The 15,283-nt window shown below is 67.0% G+C and carries 16 protein-coding genes; 6 read left to right on the plus strand and 10 right to left on the minus strand.

Going from position 1 to position 15,283, the window contains the following annotated elements; all coding sequences use genetic code 11:
- Positions 1–10: 10 nt before the first annotated feature.
- Positions 11–346 (minus strand): hypothetical protein, encoded by a 336-nt coding sequence (locus tag ABIB54_RS11015; RefSeq protein ID WP_354575551.1) that lies wholly within the window; start codon positions 344–346, stop codon positions 11–13.
- A 222-nt stretch (positions 347–568) separates the two neighbouring features.
- Here ABIB54_RS11015 and ABIB54_RS11020 point away from each other — a divergent pair, with 222 nt between their 5' ends.
- Both ABIB54_RS11020 and ABIB54_RS11025 read left to right on the plus strand, forming a co-directional pair.
- The gene (locus tag ABIB54_RS11020; protein WP_354575603.1) at positions 569–1,258 is read left to right on the plus strand and encodes an endonuclease/exonuclease/phosphatase family protein; all 690 of its coding nucleotides are present in this window, start codon (positions 569–571) and stop codon (positions 1,256–1,258) included.
- 145 nt (positions 1,259–1,403) lie between these two features.
- Positions 1,404–1,685 carry a hypothetical protein gene (locus ABIB54_RS11025; protein WP_354575552.1) on the plus strand — a complete coding sequence of 94 codons (282 nt, stop codon included), beginning with the start codon at positions 1,404–1,406 and terminating at the stop codon, positions 1,683–1,685.
- A gap of 52 nt (positions 1,686–1,737) precedes the next feature.
- Here ABIB54_RS11025 and ABIB54_RS11030 read toward each other — a convergent pair whose 3' ends face one another.
- The 3 genes from ABIB54_RS11030 to ABIB54_RS11040 form a co-directional block, all read right to left on the minus strand.
- Positions 1,738–2,196 (minus strand): DUF2269 family protein, encoded by a 459-nt coding sequence (locus ABIB54_RS11030; protein WP_354575553.1) that lies wholly within the window; start codon positions 2,194–2,196, stop codon positions 1,738–1,740.
- Positions 2,197–2,228: 32 nt separating this feature from the next.
- A complete protein-coding gene (locus ABIB54_RS11035) occupies positions 2,229–3,080 on the minus strand; it encodes a universal stress protein (protein ID WP_354575554.1) in 852 nt (283 codons plus the stop codon).
- A gap of 139 nt (positions 3,081–3,219) precedes the next feature.
- The gene (locus tag ABIB54_RS11040) at positions 3,220–3,681 is read right to left on the minus strand and encodes a MarR family winged helix-turn-helix transcriptional regulator (RefSeq protein ID WP_354575555.1); all 462 of its coding nucleotides are present in this window, start codon (positions 3,679–3,681) and stop codon (positions 3,220–3,222) included.
- Positions 3,682–3,832: 151 nt separating this feature from the next.
- Between ABIB54_RS11040 and ABIB54_RS11045 the strand changes: the two genes are divergently transcribed.
- Positions 3,833–4,612 carry a TetR/AcrR family transcriptional regulator gene (locus tag ABIB54_RS11045; protein ID WP_354575556.1) on the plus strand — a complete coding sequence of 260 codons (780 nt, stop codon included), beginning with the start codon at positions 3,833–3,835 and terminating at the stop codon, positions 4,610–4,612.
- 166 nt (positions 4,613–4,778) lie between these two features.
- On the opposite strand, the gene ABIB54_RS11050 is transcribed toward ABIB54_RS11045, so the two are convergent.
- From ABIB54_RS11050 to ABIB54_RS11075, 6 genes are all read right to left on the minus strand, one after another.
- Positions 4,779–5,543 carry an FAD:protein FMN transferase gene (locus ABIB54_RS11050; protein WP_354575557.1) on the minus strand — a complete coding sequence of 255 codons (765 nt, stop codon included), beginning with the start codon at positions 5,541–5,543 and terminating at the stop codon, positions 4,779–4,781.
- A gap of 4 nt (positions 5,544–5,547) precedes the next feature.
- On the minus strand, positions 5,548–6,051 hold the full coding sequence (locus tag ABIB54_RS11055; protein WP_354575558.1) for an FMN-binding protein: 504 nt from the start codon (positions 6,049–6,051) through the stop codon (positions 5,548–5,550).
- Positions 6,048–7,469, minus strand: coding sequence for a ferredoxin reductase family protein (locus tag ABIB54_RS11060; RefSeq protein WP_354575559.1), 1,422 nt, complete (start codon positions 7,467–7,469; stop codon positions 6,048–6,050). Before ABIB54_RS11060 ends, ABIB54_RS11055 begins: the two co-directional genes overlap by 4 nt.
- Before the next feature lie 65 nt (positions 7,470–7,534).
- On the minus strand, positions 7,535–8,884 hold the full coding sequence (locus tag ABIB54_RS11065; RefSeq protein WP_354575560.1) for a sensor histidine kinase: 1,350 nt from the start codon (positions 8,882–8,884) through the stop codon (positions 7,535–7,537).
- Between the two features lie 2 nt (positions 8,885–8,886).
- Positions 8,887–9,606 (minus strand): response regulator transcription factor, encoded by a 720-nt coding sequence (locus ABIB54_RS11070; RefSeq protein ID WP_354575561.1) that lies wholly within the window; start codon positions 9,604–9,606, stop codon positions 8,887–8,889.
- Entirely contained in the window at positions 9,599–10,327 is a 729-nt protein-coding gene (locus ABIB54_RS11075) for a VIT1/CCC1 transporter family protein (RefSeq protein ID WP_354575562.1), read from the minus strand. Before ABIB54_RS11075 ends, ABIB54_RS11070 begins: the two co-directional genes overlap by 8 nt.
- A 280-nt stretch (positions 10,328–10,607) precedes the next feature.
- Here ABIB54_RS11075 and ABIB54_RS11080 point away from each other — a divergent pair, with 280 nt between their 5' ends.
- The 3 genes from ABIB54_RS11080 to mgtA are packed head-to-tail and all read left to right on the plus strand — an operon-like array spanning position 10,608 to position 14,488.
- A complete protein-coding gene (locus ABIB54_RS11080; protein WP_354575563.1) occupies positions 10,608–11,402 on the plus strand; it encodes an ABC transporter permease in 795 nt (264 codons plus the stop codon).
- Positions 11,403–11,442: 40 nt separating this feature from the next.
- Entirely contained in the window at positions 11,443–11,991 is a 549-nt protein-coding gene (locus ABIB54_RS11085) for a universal stress protein (protein WP_354575564.1), read from the plus strand.
- 16 nt (positions 11,992–12,007) lie between these two features.
- Complete coding sequence (mgtA, locus tag ABIB54_RS11090; RefSeq protein ID WP_354575565.1) at positions 12,008–14,488, plus strand: magnesium-translocating P-type ATPase; 2,481 nt, start codon at positions 12,008–12,010, stop codon at positions 14,486–14,488.
- Positions 14,489–15,283 lie beyond the last annotated feature (795 nt).

Below are 15,283 nucleotides of genomic sequence, written 5' to 3' on the forward strand. Positions count from 1 at the left end.
TGCTGCCGAATCAGTCGTGACGTTCGGTGCGGTCCTTTTCGGTCTCGGAGAGCTCCGAATCGGTGTACTCGCCCTCGTGCTCGGATGACTCCGAGCGATCCGAGGTGTGCGATCCGTCCGCGAACTCTTCGTCGGTGAACTTGCCGTCCGGCTCGTGTTCGTCGCGAGCGTCTCCTGCGTTGTCAGTCATTCTTCCTCCGCTGTCCTCTGGGGTGGTGTCGTCGTCATTGCCGTGAGCGCTGTCTCCCTGCTCTGAGCCGGGAGCCACGAGGTCTGCGTCGGCGGGCATCTCGCCGTCGCCGTAGACCGCATCGGCTTTCGCGTGATCGGTTGATGGACCGCTCATAGGCATTCTCCTTCTACGACCGCGTCGACACTGTCGCACTCCCACGATAGACAGGGCGAGGGCGATTACTAGCCCCCATTGCGGAATTGTCGCCGCACGAGAGGGCCCGATCCAGAATTCTCACAGGCGAGGAATGTCGTGCGGATGCCGTGGGCCACCGTAGGCTTTTGCGGTGGCCTCCGACCGGTGTGCCCTATGGGCGAGTCGAGCGGGATCCCAGTGATCAGAGTCATCAGTTACAACCTGCGAAAGAACCACGCCAGCGGCGAGCTCGTGGAGCTCGTGCAGAGGTTCAACCCGGATGTTCTGTGCCTGCAGGAATGCGACACCACGGACCTGCCCGCGGATGTCGGACACCTCCATCTTGCGGATTCCACCAAGCGCAACAGGCTCGGCCTCGCGGTCTATTTCCGCACCGACCGTTTCAGCGCGCTCGAGACCCAGGCCTTCTCGCTCAAGAAGTCCCTGCACGACATGGTGCTGAAGCCCGCGCACGAAAGGCTGATCGGCACGCGGTTGGTCGACCACGAGACCGATCGTGAGCTCGTGGTGGCCTCGTTCCACGCCGCTCCGCTCACCGCGCGCAATTCGCTGCGCCGGGAGCAGATTCGTGCGGCTCACGAGCTGCTGCTCACCCTCGGACACGGTCTTCCCACCCTGATGGTCGGCGACTACAACTATCCGCTGTTCACTAACTCACTCACCCAGAAGGTGAATGAATCGGGCTATGACCTGTCCCTCAGCGATCGCCGCACCTATACGCGGTACAAGTTCTTCCGCGGTCACTTCGACTTCGCGACCTCCGTTGGCCTGGGCATCGACAATGTCGAGACTCTGCAGCGCGGGGCATCCGACCACATGCCGATCATGGTGAGCGCGTCGTACCGCGAGAATGCGGTTGCCACTCTCTAGCCTTCACACTCTTCTCGGGTGGGCGACATCCCCTGCACGTCCCGGCCTCGTACGCAAGCCCTTTGACGGCGGCGTCCGCAGGGGGTTTGCTGGTGAGCAGCGCACGAATCGCGCACACCACTTGTCGCACCGGCGGAGGAATTCCATGCGCTATTCACACCAGGCCCAGTTGAGCGAGATCAGCGAGCTTCCCGCCCTCGGGGAGCCCCCGGTCACCTTCTGGAGCGGAAACCTGCGCCACGCCATCGCCGTGCAGGATGGCGGGAGCTGGTCCCTTCTCGAATCCTCCGGATCGCTCGTGGGGGAGTTCGTCAGCGAGGATGCGGGGTTCGCGGTCGTCGACGACGAGAACGGGGAGCGGGAGCGGTTCGAGACCTGGAGGTCCGCCGTGCGCCACATCCTGCGCCGCGGCCTTCGCGCGGCCTGACTCCCGTAGCCCCCCGTCGCCGGCCGGCCGCGGGGTGCAGCAGGAGACGGTCCTAGGGCCTCCAGACCATCAGCACCACCACGGCGACCAGCAGCAGGCTCGCGAGGCCGGAGCCACCGGCGATCGCACCGTAGCCGGCGGGACGACCGGAAGGGACTGCGCCGTCAGAGCCGCTCGCCTCTGAGACGCCGGCGGCGACTCGTTTCATCGCCGGAACGGTGACGAAGAGGTTGATCCCGAGGGCGAGCACGTACAGCACGATCGAGCCGATGATCCAGCCCGACGCGAAGCTGAAGTGATCCTTCGGATCGCTCATCCCCAGCACGGCGAAACCGAGCACGAACACGATGAGCGAGAGCAGCGTGAAGGTGGATGTCGCGCGGGCCAGAGACTGCACCTGCGCCCCGTTCCCGGCGCGGGCCGCACGCATGGCAGTCATCGGCAGAATCGCCATCGGACCGATGATGAAGACGGCGGAGACGACGTGGAGAACATTGAACAGGGTGTCCATGGTGACCTTTCGGAAGTGAAGTCGAAGCGGATTCAGGCGACGGCCGGGAGCACAGCAGGGGGCACGATCGCGATCGGGCACTGCAGGTGCATCACCAGTTCATGACCGACCGAGCCCAGCATCCACTCTGCCAGCCCGTGACGATGATGAGTGCCAACCACGACGAGTTCCATCTTCTGCGCGCCACCCTGGAGCGCAAGGGACGGGGTCGCATAGCTGAGTTTCTGCCGCAGCGAGAGCGTCCCGTGGCGGCTCGCGACGGAGGATGCAGCGGAGGCGAGCAGTTCGGCATGTGCTTCGTGGATCGCCTGCTCGACGGTGCCCGCCCCCAGCAGTTGAGGGGTCACCATCGGCGGCAGCTCCCACGCGCGCACCATCAGCAGCTCCCGGCCGAGACGTTCGGCCTCAGCGGCGGCGAACTCCTGGGCTCTCTCGGAGGTGGGTTCATCGACTCCGACCACCACCGGACCGGTCGAGGGGCGCCAGCCGACCGGAACGATGATCACGGGACACGCGCTGCGAGCTGCGATCGCCAGTGGCACTGTGGCGCCCAACAGCCCGGCAAGCCGTCCGACCTCGTGAGATCCGATGACCATGAGATCGGCGCTCTTCGATTCGCGAGCGAGCCGGTCGACGGCATCTCCCCGGAGCAACGCCATCTCGACCTTCCCTCGCGGTGCCACCGCCGAAAAGCGGGCCGCGGCCCTCCCGAGGGCCTGCGCCGCCTGAAGTTGTGTGAGCGAATTCCTGCGGGAGGTGCCGGACTCGTCGATCGTGACCAGCCGCACGTCCACCGCGGTGGTCGACGCTCGGGCGAGCGTCCACTCGAGGGCCACCGCACTCGCGATCCCACCGTCGATGGCAAGGATGATTCTCTCGGGCATTGCCGGACGATCCTTCCGCAGCGGGCATCCGCCTGGCTGACGGGAGCGTGTACTCAGGATGCCGAGGGTGACAGCTCTGCCCCGGGACTAAAGACCCCCGACTGCCTCAGCGGCGCCCCCGCTCCGGCGAGGCCCTCAGCTAGGAGGCCACGGCCTCGATGGAGGCGAGTTGCTCCGCAACCGACAGGAGCAGCGCCGAACAGGCGCGGAGGTCTTCCTCCTTGAGACCTTCGGTGGCGATTCCGATCGAGCTTTCGAACTCGCGGTAGTGCTGTTTCATGAGTTCGTCCGCAGCGGGGGTGAGCTCGAGGAACAGGCTGCGCCGATCGCTCGGATGGTCGACCCGGCGCATCAGTTGCGCCTCGACGAGCCGGGTGGAGATCGCCGTGACGGCGCCGGTGGTCATCTCCATCGACTCAGCGAGCTCTTTCGGGGTCACGCTCCCCGCCTCGGCCACCCGGGACAGGGCACGAAGCTCACTGCCGGTCACGCCGGCCTCACGCGAGATGCGGTGGCGGTTGCTGTCGAGCGCTCGCAGAAAAACGAGCGCGGCGGCGGGGAATCCGTCGAGCGTATGGGCGGACCCGAACTGCTTGTACATGAGAACCCCTATCTATCGAGTCGTCAGATCCGGATGCTCCCGGGCGCAACTCGAAGTGTACGTTTGTCAAGGTCTAGTATTTCATACGCTGAATGGCTTGTACTTTGAGATGTGTATGCGCCGCCGGCTCGCGGCGATCGAAAGGAATCCGATGCTTTCGTCAGAGGACACTCCCGCCGCGACCCTGAGGCGGCCCGCTGAACTCGCGCTGGACGCGAGAGAGGTTGCGCTGAGCACATCACTGCGAGAACGCCTCAGCGATGCGGCCTACCCCCTGTTCATCCGTCGAGGAGTGCGGGATGTCAGCCTGCATGACATCGAGCGCGCCGCGGGTGTCGACGCAGACGAGCTCGCCTCGGTGTACGCCTCCCGGGATGAGGCCGCCGCTGAGTTCCTCGCTCGACACGCCCGTGACTGGACCGTCGGCACCGTCGAAGCCGGAGCGCGTGCGCGCGGAAACACCGCGGAGGAACGACTTCTCGCCATCTTCGACGTGTTCGACGAATGGTTTCATCGCGAGGACTTCGAGGCGTGCTCGTTCATCAGCGTCATGCTCGAGATGGGTGCGAAGCATCCGCTCGGCAAGGCCTGCATCGAATATCTCGGGCAGAGTCGCCAGATCGTGACGGCCCTCGCCGAGGAGATGGGACTGCCAGAGCCTGACCAGTTTGCACGCTCCTGGCACATCCTGATGAAGGGCTCGATCATCGCGGCAGCCGAGGGGGATCTCCGTGCCGCCCGGCACGCCCAGACCATGGCGCGAGCCCTGATCCGTGAGCACCGGGAGGTCGGGCTCACCCAGACGGACGGCACCGGGGTCGAGTGGAGCGAGTGGGATGACGTGCTCAGCGATCAGGACTCACCCAGAAGCTCCGGCGGAGTCTCCGGCCTCGAGGCAGACGCTGCCTTCGAATTCGAGTACGGCCTGTGAGCAGACACCGCTTCTGGTGAACTGAGCTGAGCTGAGCTGAGCCTCGCTGAGGGGGGTGCTGGAGGCCATCCCGAACGGCCTCCAGCGGCGCCGCCCAAGGCGCACTGGATATCCTAGCTGTTCTCACTTAGGTATCTAGCTGCTCAATCAGTGAGACACCTCAGTGTCAGGAAATTCCCGGCTCAAGCCGCTCGAGAGCGGCACTGAGGCCCGGGGTTGCGGCGAGCGAACCGTCGCGGGCGACAGTGAGCACATCGATCGACCAGCGCTCGACGAACGAGGCGAGGGCGTCCGGTCCTCCAGCGATGATGGCGGTGGCGAGTACGTCGGCCGTCTCGATGTCGTCGGCCACGACAGTCACCTGGAGATAGCTCCGGTCGATCGCGGTGGCTGTCCAGATGTGATCGCCGCGTTCCGCGCTCCCGGAGGTGGCGACGGCATGGCGGCTGCCGTCAACCGGGATGCTGAAGAGGAGAGCGTTGCGGTCAGCGGGATCGACCACACCGACTCGCCAGGGCGAGCCGTCCGGTTGATTGCCCGCGCAGAGCACATCGCCGCCCGCATTCAGGCACCAGTCCGAGAACCCCCGGTCGAGCAGTTCGTCCGCCGCCGCCTGCATCGCCAGTGCCTTGACTGTGCCGTTCAGGTCGATGACGCCATCGGGACGGTGAGGGGTGAATGCTCCGCCGGTGTCGTCCCGCCACCGAAGGGCGGAGGCATAGGTCGACCTCAACTCGTCGCTCGATGCGGTCAGTGCTAGCTGCCCGCTCGCCACGCGGGAGAGTTCGGAATCCACAGCGTAGAGGCTGAAGCGCTCGTCGAATGCGCTGAAGTGCCGCGTGACCGCTGTCACGGCATCCGCGACACCGGGTGCGTCCGCGATGGCGAGGGACACGACGGTGCCCATCGTCTCGAAGACGTGTGAACCCACGAACTCAGATCCCGGCCTGGTCGAGAGCGGACTGCAGCGAGGTGAGGTAGGCGTCGCTGGTATAGGTTGCGCCACCGACCGAGGAGACCTGCGAGGACTGGGAGCTGAGCACTTCGGACCGCAGAATCGGAGCCGCGTAGTTGCTGATCTGCACCGAGCGCCCGCCGTTGTCGGTGAGGTGCAGCGGCGTGACGTTGGTGATCTTGCCGTTCGCCACCACCACCTTCACCTGCACGTTGCCGAAAGGCGTGCTGACATCGGATCCCGTGAACGTGCCGCTCTTCGCGGTGGTGGCTGGCGCGGCGGCGGCCGGGGCGGTCGTGGTCGGAGCGGCCGAGGCCGCCGGTGCCGGCGCCGTGCCCGTGCTCGTTCCCGAGCTCGAACCTGTGCTCGTGCTGGCGGTGGGGCCTCCCGTCGCGGCGGTCACCGCGGCGGTGCCGGCCTGCCAGCCGACGACGAGGATGGCTACGGAGGCGAAGATGCCGCTGAGTGTTGCGCGTGTTCTCACCAGTCGAACCTTTCTGTGTGGAGCTGATGCTCGGGAATTCCGGCACGTCGCGCATCGTTCTCGACCAGGTCGAGCCACGCGGTCGGGCCGCAGATATAGAGGTCGGAGTTGGCCAGGTCGGGAAACACGCTCTTCAGCGTGACTCCCCGGGAGGCATCGGCCTGGGGCATCCATCCCGGTCCGGACCGTGCTCGCTTGCCCACCATCGTGTAGAGGCGGGCGCCCTTCTTGGCGGCGAGCTCGGAGATCTCGTTCCAGAGATAGGTCTCGTCCTGAGTGGACGCCCGCAGCAGGATCGTGGTCTCACCCGGCCGTACCTTCGAGTCTTCGAGGAATGCCCGCACCGGGGTGATGCCGATGCCCGCGACGACGATGGCCAGCTTGGGGGCGGTGCGTCCGGCATCCGTGAACATGCCGTAGGGGCCCTCGAACGAGACCCGGGTTCCGGGTCGCACCGAACTGATGGCGCTGCTGCCGGTGCCGAGGTCACGCACGGTGATGCGAGCGCTCGTGTCGGTCGGAACGGACGAGAGGGAGATCGGATGCGAATGCCACCAGGTGCGTCCGGTCCAGAAGCGCCAGACGAAGAACTGGCCACCGGCCGACTCGAGCGATCGGAGGTTGCGACCGGAGAAGTGGATCGACACCACTCCCGGCGCCACCCTCTCCACCCGGGAGACCTGAAGGCGATGACGGAAGGTCGAGATCACCGGCTCGGCGAAGCGATAGGTGGCGATCGATCCGAAGGCGAGCACGTAGAGCGCAATCCAGTAGACCCGCTCGACGCTGCCTGCCGCGAGGATGGCGCCGACGCTCAACTGGTGCGGCACCGCGACGAGCACCGCGACGTAGCTGAGCAGGTGCACGATGTGCCAGCCCTCGTAGCTGAATTTGCGACGCACGGCCACCAGCGAGGTGATGACGACGGCGATGAGCAAGCCGAGGCCGATGAAGGCGAGCGGCATATCCGGGATGGCGAGCATCGGCCCGATCTCGGCGATCGGGTTGAAGCCGGAGTTCATCCCGTAGCCCACCATCAGGAGCACGCCGTGAGCGAGCAGCAGGTAGAGAGCGGGCTTTCCGAGCGAACGGTGCACGGCGATCGCCCGGTCGTGACCGACGGTGCGGTCGATGACGGGGATGCGGGCGGCGAGCACGATCATCACGAGCACGAAGTCGGTGCCGATGAGGCCCGTGACGATTCCGAGGCTCGTGATGGCATCCGCTACGGTGCCGAATTTGGCGGCCCCGCCGGTGGCGAGGAAGAGGGCGGCGGCCGCGGCACCGGATGCCCAGAGGGCGGTGACGAGCACGTCGGCGATGCGCGCGCGGCGCCGGTATTGCTTGCGCCGATCGGGCACCGCCACACGCGACGAGCCCGAGGGAACGGGGCGTCGGGTGGTGGTGTTTGCTGACATGACTACAGCTTCTGGTGGTTTGCTATGCGCTTGCCGTGAACGGGAGAGGACTCCCGCGTGAGTTCTCACATCTTGGGCAAAGAGACCGTTGCCGTGAGCCCGCTGCCGGTGTTCTGAAGCTGGATCGAGCCGTATGCCGCCATCACGATGGCGTGAACAAGGGCGAGCCCGAGGCCGCTTCCCCCGGTGTTCGCCGAGCGGGAGTCATCCGCCCGCGAGAACCTGTCGAACGCGTGCGGCAGAAAATCCTCGGTCATTCCCGGGCCGGAGTCGGTGATGCGGAGCACGAGAGTGCCGGCCTCGCCGGTGAGGTCGGCATCCACCGAGCCTCCCGGCCCAATCGCCGCGAGACTGTTGGCCAGCAGGTTGTCGATGACTCTCGCGAAATTCTCCGCGCTGATGGCGTAGCGCGCCCCAGCGTCGAGACCGGCCACCGTGAAACCGACCTCCGCATCGTCCGCGAGCCCGATCATGCGTGCACGATCGATGCTGCCCATCAGTTCGGAGACGAGCTGGTCGGCGGAACTCGTATGCACCGGCAGTGGTTGTGCGTCGAGCCGAGAGAGCTCGAGCAGGTTGCTCGCGAGGGAGGAGAGCCGGGCCACCGACTTCTCTGCCGCAACGACCTGGGCGGCAAGAGCGGGGGCGTCGTCGAAGTCGTCATGGGCGAGTTCGAGCTGGGTCTTGAGCGCCGAAAGCGGTGTGCGCAACTCGTGGGCGGCATCCGAGACGACCTGTTTCTCGCGCGCACTCGAGGCGCGCACCCTGCCGAGGAAGGCATTGAGGGTCGTGGCGAGCTCGGAGAGTTCATCGTTCGCCTCACCCACGGGGAGCACTGCGGCCGAATCCATGCCCAGGGACTCCGCCCTCTGCCGCATGCGTCTCACCGGGCCGAGCGCCGCGGACGCGAGCAACCACGAGGCGAAGCCGAATGCTGCGAGCAGCACGATCCCTCCGATAACGAAGGCGACATCGAGACTCTGCATGGCCAGGAGACTCGCGGCAGTACTTCGCGCCGCCCAGAGCGACCAGTCCCCGGTCTTCGTCGAGACGATCCTGCCGACGACGACGAAGGACGTACCATCCTCACCCGAGGTGAAGGTCTCGTCGCTGCCCGCCCTGTGCTCCACTGCCCGGTGGATATCGTGGGGGAGCGTATCGAGCTTCACCACTCCGCTCGGGTCACGGATGAACACGAGCAGGCCCTTGCCGGAGTCATCCACCAGCCCGGTGGGGTTCGCCACGATCTCCTGGGCGTAGGAGTCGAGATCGACGCGGGCGAGCGAGGCGTCGGAGGCGGAGAGGATGGAGACCACCTGCGACTGGGCAGCCACCATCGCGATGGTGAAGATCACGGCAGCGACCACCACGCTTCCGATGGTGATCCTGGCGCGGATGGTGAGTCGCTGGAACATGATCAGGATGCTTGGGCCGTGAGCGAATATCCGGAACCACGCACCGTCGTAATGGTGATCTCGGCATTCACCGGATCGAGTTTTCGGCGAAGGTACCGCACATACTGGTCGACGATCGTGGGGTCGATGTGACGGGTGGTGCCCCAGACCTCCTGCAGGATGTCGTTGCGGGGGACCACCTCGCCCTGCCGAGAGACGAGGTAACGCAGCAGCGAGAACTCCTTGGTGCTGAGGGGCAGGGGTTTGTTCTCGACGGTGGCCCGAACGCTCGCGGTGTCGAGGGAGAGCGCACCCAGTCGTAACACGGGCTTGGGGGTCGCCGCGTCGCGCCGCACGAGAGCCCGGATGCGCGCACTGAACTCGGCGAAGGCGAAGGGCTTGGTGAGGTAGTCGTCCGCACCGGAGTCGAGCCCGAACACCCGGTCCTCGACGGCATCCCGGGCGGTGATGAGCAATACCGGCAGCGTGCTGCCGTGCTGGCGGAGGTGCCGGCACACCTCGAATCCGGTCATCTCCGGCATCATCACGTCGATGGCTGCCGCAGCGAATTCCGAACCGGCGGCGGCGATGAGCGCCTCCATGCCGTTGGTGACGAGGGTGATGTCATAGCCCTCGCCGGTGAGCCCTTTCACGATGAGAGCGCCCATCGCCTCGTCATCCTCCACGACGAGAATCCGGGTCGGGCCCGTGCCGGTGAGACCGGGTAGCGCGGGGTTAGACAACGCCGGTGGTACCGAGCAGTGCACCGATCGTGAAAGTCGCGACGAGGGCGAGAGCGCCACCGATCACCACACGAGCAGCTGCACGTACCCGACCGGCACCGCCGAGGTGGGCGCTGACCAGTCCGGTCGCGGCCAGGGCGACCAATACGACGGCGAAAGTGATCGGCACCCGCAACTGCTCGGGCGGAAGCAGGATCGCCAGCAGGGGGATGATGCCCCCGATGAGGAACGCCGCCGCCGAGGCGAAGGTGGCGTGCCAGGGACTGACCACGTCGTCCTGGTCGATGTTCAGCTCTATCGAGAGGTGTGCGGCGAGCGCATCGTGGGCGGTCAGCTCCGTGGCGACCGTGAGCGCGGTCTCCTGGCTGAGCCCCTTGGCCCGGTACAGGCCGGCGAGCTCGGCGAGCTCCTCGTCTGGGGTCTCCAGGAGTTCGCGACGCTCCTTCTCGATGAGAGCATGCTCGCTGTCGCGCTGCCCACTCACCGAGACGTATTCGCCGAGGGCCATCGAGATGGCCCCGCCGACGAGGGCGGCGACACCGGCGGTGAGGATCGGCGCGATCGCGGTAGTGGCTCCGGCGACACCGACGCCGATGGCCGCGACCGACACGATGCCGTCGTTGGCGCCGAGCACTCCGGCGCGAAGCCAGTTGAGCCTCTGCGCGACACCGCCCATGTGCGGTTCGTCGATCTGTTGGTCGGGTGCGGTATCGGAGGTCATACGCTAATGGAACCCGTTTTCGCGCCGGATTTCCACAAAGGACAGGCTCGCCTACCCCGCGCGGTCGGCCCGAGCATCCGCCCGGGGGCGCGCGACCCGGTAGTACGGCAGCACCCAGATGCACACCGCGTCGGCGAGTCCCCGGCGGCGGGGCAGCGCGGCGGAGGTCACGGGAGATCCCACGCGCGCGCTGCACGGCATCCGAGTAGACGGCCGGGGGAGTGGCTGTGATGTAATCGACGAGCCCGCTCACCCCTGGAGCGACCGGATCGGAGCCGCGGTGACCCCCTTCGTCACGATCGTGGCAGTTGCCGTGCTCGCCGCCATCACACTCACTGTGGTGCTCGCCCTGAGGCTCGAGCATCCGTGGCTTCAGCCCTGGGCCGTGCTCCGCGCGGTCGTGCAACTCGGCATCCTCAGTGTCATCCTCGGTGGGGTGATCAGCAGTCGTTGGTTGGTCGCGGCATTCCTCTCCGTGATGGTGATCGCGGCGACCTGGGTGGTGTACCGCCGACTGGGGGTGGATGCGCGGTTCCTGCTGCCCATCGTCGGCACCGTGATCGCGGCATCAGCGGTGCCCCTTGTGGTGGTCTTCGCGACCGGAGCCGTCGCCTTCAGCCCGCGATACCTGCTCGCGCTCGGGGGAATCGTGATCGGGAACACGATGACGGTCTGCACGCTGATGGGCCGCTCGCTCGGCGCGCTCTACCTCTCCCAGCGTGACGAGATGGAAGCCTGGCTTTCCCTCGGAGCGACGCCGCGGCAGTCGGGGCTCCGGGCGGTGCGGTCGGCGGCCTCGACCGCGCTCATCCCGTCGACCGACCAGACGCGCACCACCGGCATCGTCACCCTGCCCGGCGCGTTCGTCGGCGCCGTGTTCGCGGGGGCGTCGCCGATCCAGGCCGCTCAGTTCCAGATCGTCGTGCTCGCCGCGATCCTGGCAGCGGGAGCCTTGACCGCCGCGTCGTTCACGGGAGTATTCGGTGCGCCGGAGGTGCTTCCCCTCGACGAAAGCCCGCTCGGGGGGCGTCGTGCCCTCTCGGTGAGCCGCGCTCCTCACAGAATCGGGCCTTAGGTCCCTAGGCCCGCGCCGACCGCTGGCGTGAAATGGTGTCATGCAACCGATGAACGGCACCGCCGCCACCCAGCCTTCACATTTCGTTGCCGACCCGGATGGGGCGCGCTACGAGTCAGACAGCCGGGTAAACCACAAGCCGGAGGCGGCACACACCGAGTCCGCCGTTCGCCCCGCGCGCACGGGACGCATCGTCGTGGGGGTCGATGGCTCCGAGGCATCCCTGCGTGCCCTCGCGAAGGCCGCGAGTCTCGCCGACACGCTGAACACGGGACTGCAGGTGGTCACCACCTGGAAGTTCTTCACCGAATACAACGACATCGGAGTGACCGGCTGGTCGCCCGAGGAGGACGCCACCGAGATCCTGGGGGATGCCTGCCGCAGCCAGTTCGGAGCCACCCTGCCCGAGTGGGTGGCTACGAGCTCCGCGGAAGGCAACCCGGCTCAGCGCCTCATCGACGCCAGCGAAGGTGCTGAGATGCTGGTGGTCGGCAGCCGCGGCCACGGGGGAGTGGTCGGCCTGCTGCTCGGCTCAGTGAGCTCGGCCTGCGCGGAGAAGGCGCACTGCGCCGTCCTTGTCGTCCACTGAGCGCACCCGGAGTGCGGTGACCGGTCCTGCCGGGGCGCCGATACCCGCCGAGCTGTGGAGCGCGTCAATCGAGCGTGTTCGGGCCATCGCGGCCAGTCCCCACGTCGAGACTCTTCCGCCACGAAGCCTGTCCTGGCCGGCGCTCGCGCTGAGGCAGTTCCTCTCGCCGGTCACGCTCATCCTCGTGATGGCGGCAGCTGTCGCCAGCGCGGTGGGGGATGCCACCGACGGCATCATCATCGGCGTCATCGTGCTCGCGAGCGCCGGGCTCGGCTTCGCGCAGGAATTTCGTGCCTCGCGGGATGTGCAGTTGCTCCTTGCCAGCGTCTCATCGACGGTGGACGTTGACCGGCGCGGTGAGATGCTCACCCTGGTGCTCGCGGACGTGCGGGCCGGGGATGAACTGCACCTCTCCGCCGGCGACATCCTGCCCGGGGACTGTCGCCTCGTCTCCGCACAGAGCCTCGTCGTGGATGAATCGGCGCTCACGGGCGAGTCCCTTCCGGTGGACAAGTCAGCCGAGGCATCGCTCGCCTCGGACACACCGCTTGCCGCACGAACCAACTGCGTGTTCCGCGGCACCCATGTGGTGAGCGGCACCGGCATCGCCCTCGTGGTCTACACCGGTCGCGACACCGAATTCGGGGCTGTCGCCGCTCGGCTGATGAAACACCCGGCTCCCACGGCATTCGAGCACGGCCTCAGCCGGTTCGGGATCCTTCTTCTTCAGGTGACCATCGCGCTGACGATCGCCGTCTTCGTGATCAACCTGGTGCTCGGCCGCCCGATCCTGGATGCGCTCCTGTTCTCCCTCGCCCTCGCCGTGGGAGTGACGCCTCAGATGCTGCCCGCCATCGTCTCGGTCAGCCTCTCGGCCGGAGCCCGCGCCCTCTCCAAACACCACGTCATCGTCAAGCGTCTCGACGTGATCGAGGACCTCGGTTCGCTCACCGTTCTCTGCACCGACAAGACGGGCACTCTCACCAAAGGAACCGTCGAGTTCTCGCAGGCCCTCGCCCCGGACGGCACGGCGGATGCCCGGATCCTCGAACTCGGGGCACTCAACGCCACGCTGCAGAAGGGGTACCGCAATCCCCTCGATGACGCGATCCTGCGGGTGCACCGGCCCGCCGCGGCGGAGTCGCTCGGCGAGGTGCCCTACGACTTCGAGCGCAAACGGCTCTCGATCGGAGTGGAATTCGAAGGAACACGCACCCTGGTGACGAAGGGCTCGCTGGAGGCCGTCCTGGCGGCCTGCACCAGCGTTCGGGGTAACAGCTCTCCCGCAGCCTTCGAGCTCGTGCGCGCGAGCTATCGCGCCCTGGGGGTCGACGGGTTCCGTGCCATCGGCCTCGCGACTCGCTCGCTCGAGACGGGCGAGCAGATCAGTGTTGCCTCGGAGGCTTCGCTCGATTTCGCGGGCATCCTCACCTTCCGCGACGACGTGAAGGATGACGTGAACCTCGAGATAGCGGACCTCTCGGGGCTCGGGGTTCGGGTGGTCATGGTGAGCGGTGACAACCGTTTCGTCTCCCAGTCGGTGGCGTCCCGCATCGGACTGCGCTCCCAGCTGGTGGTAACCGGGGCGGACATCGACCGGATGAGCCCCGCTCGCCTTCGACGGGCGGTCACCGAGTGCGACGTCTTCGCGGAGGTCGAACCCCGGCACAAGGAGGAGATCGTCACGGCGCTGAAGGCCGGCCGGCGAACCGTCGGATTCCTCGGTGACGGCATCAACGACAGCTCGGCGCTCCATGCGGCCGATGTCGGGATCTCCGTCGACGGGGCCACCGATGTCGCCCGCGAGGCGGCCGCGATCGTACTCACCGAGAAGAGCCTCGCGGTTGTCGCCGACGGAGTGCGACTCGGACGTCGCACCTTCGCGAACACCCTCAAATACGTGCGCTTCGCCTCGAGCTCGAACTTCGGCAACGTGCTCAGTATGGTGATCGCATCCGCCCTGCTGCCCTTCCTGCCGATGCTGCCCGGGCAGATCCTGCTCCTCAACTTCCTCGCCGACCTTCCGAGCATGCTGCTCTCGCGCGACCGGGTGGATCCGGAGCGCCTCGAGCGGCCGGGGAGCTGGAACCTGCGGTCCGTCCGCCGCTTCATGATCGTGTTCGGCGCGCTCAGTACCGTGTTCGACCTGGCCACATTCGCGCTGCTGATCACGGTCTTCCACGCCTCGGAATCCCTGTTCCAGAGCGGTTGGTTCATCGAGTCCGCGCTCACCCAGATGATCGTGCTCGTAACCCTGCGAACCCGGCGCACCTTCTTCCGCAGCCGCCCGGATGCGCTCTTCGGCGCAGCTGTGCTCGCGATCGCCCTGCTCACCCTTGTCATCCCATTCCTCCCGGTGGCGGCCGCGATCGGCTTCACCGCACCGCCTCTCGGAATGATCGCGCTGCTCTTCTCCCTCGCGGCCGTCTACCTCGCCAGTCTCGAACTGGTGAAGAGAGCGCCGTGGTCGGGCTTCGATCGCGGGCCGGCTCGGTAGGGGATCGCTCTCGCGACGGGGGAGGCTCGCTGGCGGGGCTCCCGGTGGGGCTCCTTTTTGGGGTCGGCGGGGCTCCAGGGTTCCCCGTGCGGGTGCCGTGGCTGCCCGCGAGGATTCCCGGGTTCCCCGTCGGCCGGCCGGGGCCTTCGGTGCCTGAGGCCACCGTCACCAATCCGTCACAAACAGCCGTGTCCGCCCCGCGAGGGAACACTTCGTGACGGATGGGCTTCCCGCGCCAGGAGCTCGCCTGTCACCTCGTCCCACCAACCGTCACCAACCGTCGTCTCCACCCCGCGAGGGAGCACTTCGTGACGGATGGGCGGAGGAGGGTCCGGCGCCAGGGCGAAGTGTTCTCCCGCGCCAGAAGCTCGCGCGTCACCTGGTCAGCCCAACCGTCACAAACAGCCGTGTCCGCCCCGCGAGGGAACACTATGTGACGAGTGGGCGGAGGAGCGTCCGGCGCCAGGGCGAAATGCTATCCCGCGCTAGGAGCTCGCCCGTCACCTCGTCCGCCCAACCGTCACAAACCGCCGTCTCCGCCCCGCGAGGGAACACTTTGTGACGAGTGGGCGGAGGAGCGTCCGGCGCCAGGGCGAAGGGCTTTCCCGCGCCAGAAGCTCGCCCGTCACCTCGTCAGCCCAACCGTCACAAACCGCTGTCTCCGCCCCGCGAGGGAACAGTTCGTGACGGATGGGCGGAGGAGCGTCCGGCGCCAGGGCGAAATGCTATCCCGCGACAGGAGCTCGCGGGTCACCTCGTCCGCCCAACCGTCACCAACCGCTGTCTCCACCCCGC

Source organism: Frigoribacterium sp. UYMn621, from assembly GCF_040549525.1.
In the GTDB taxonomy this organism is placed as follows: Bacteria; Actinomycetota; Actinomycetes; order Actinomycetales; family Microbacteriaceae; genus Lacisediminihabitans.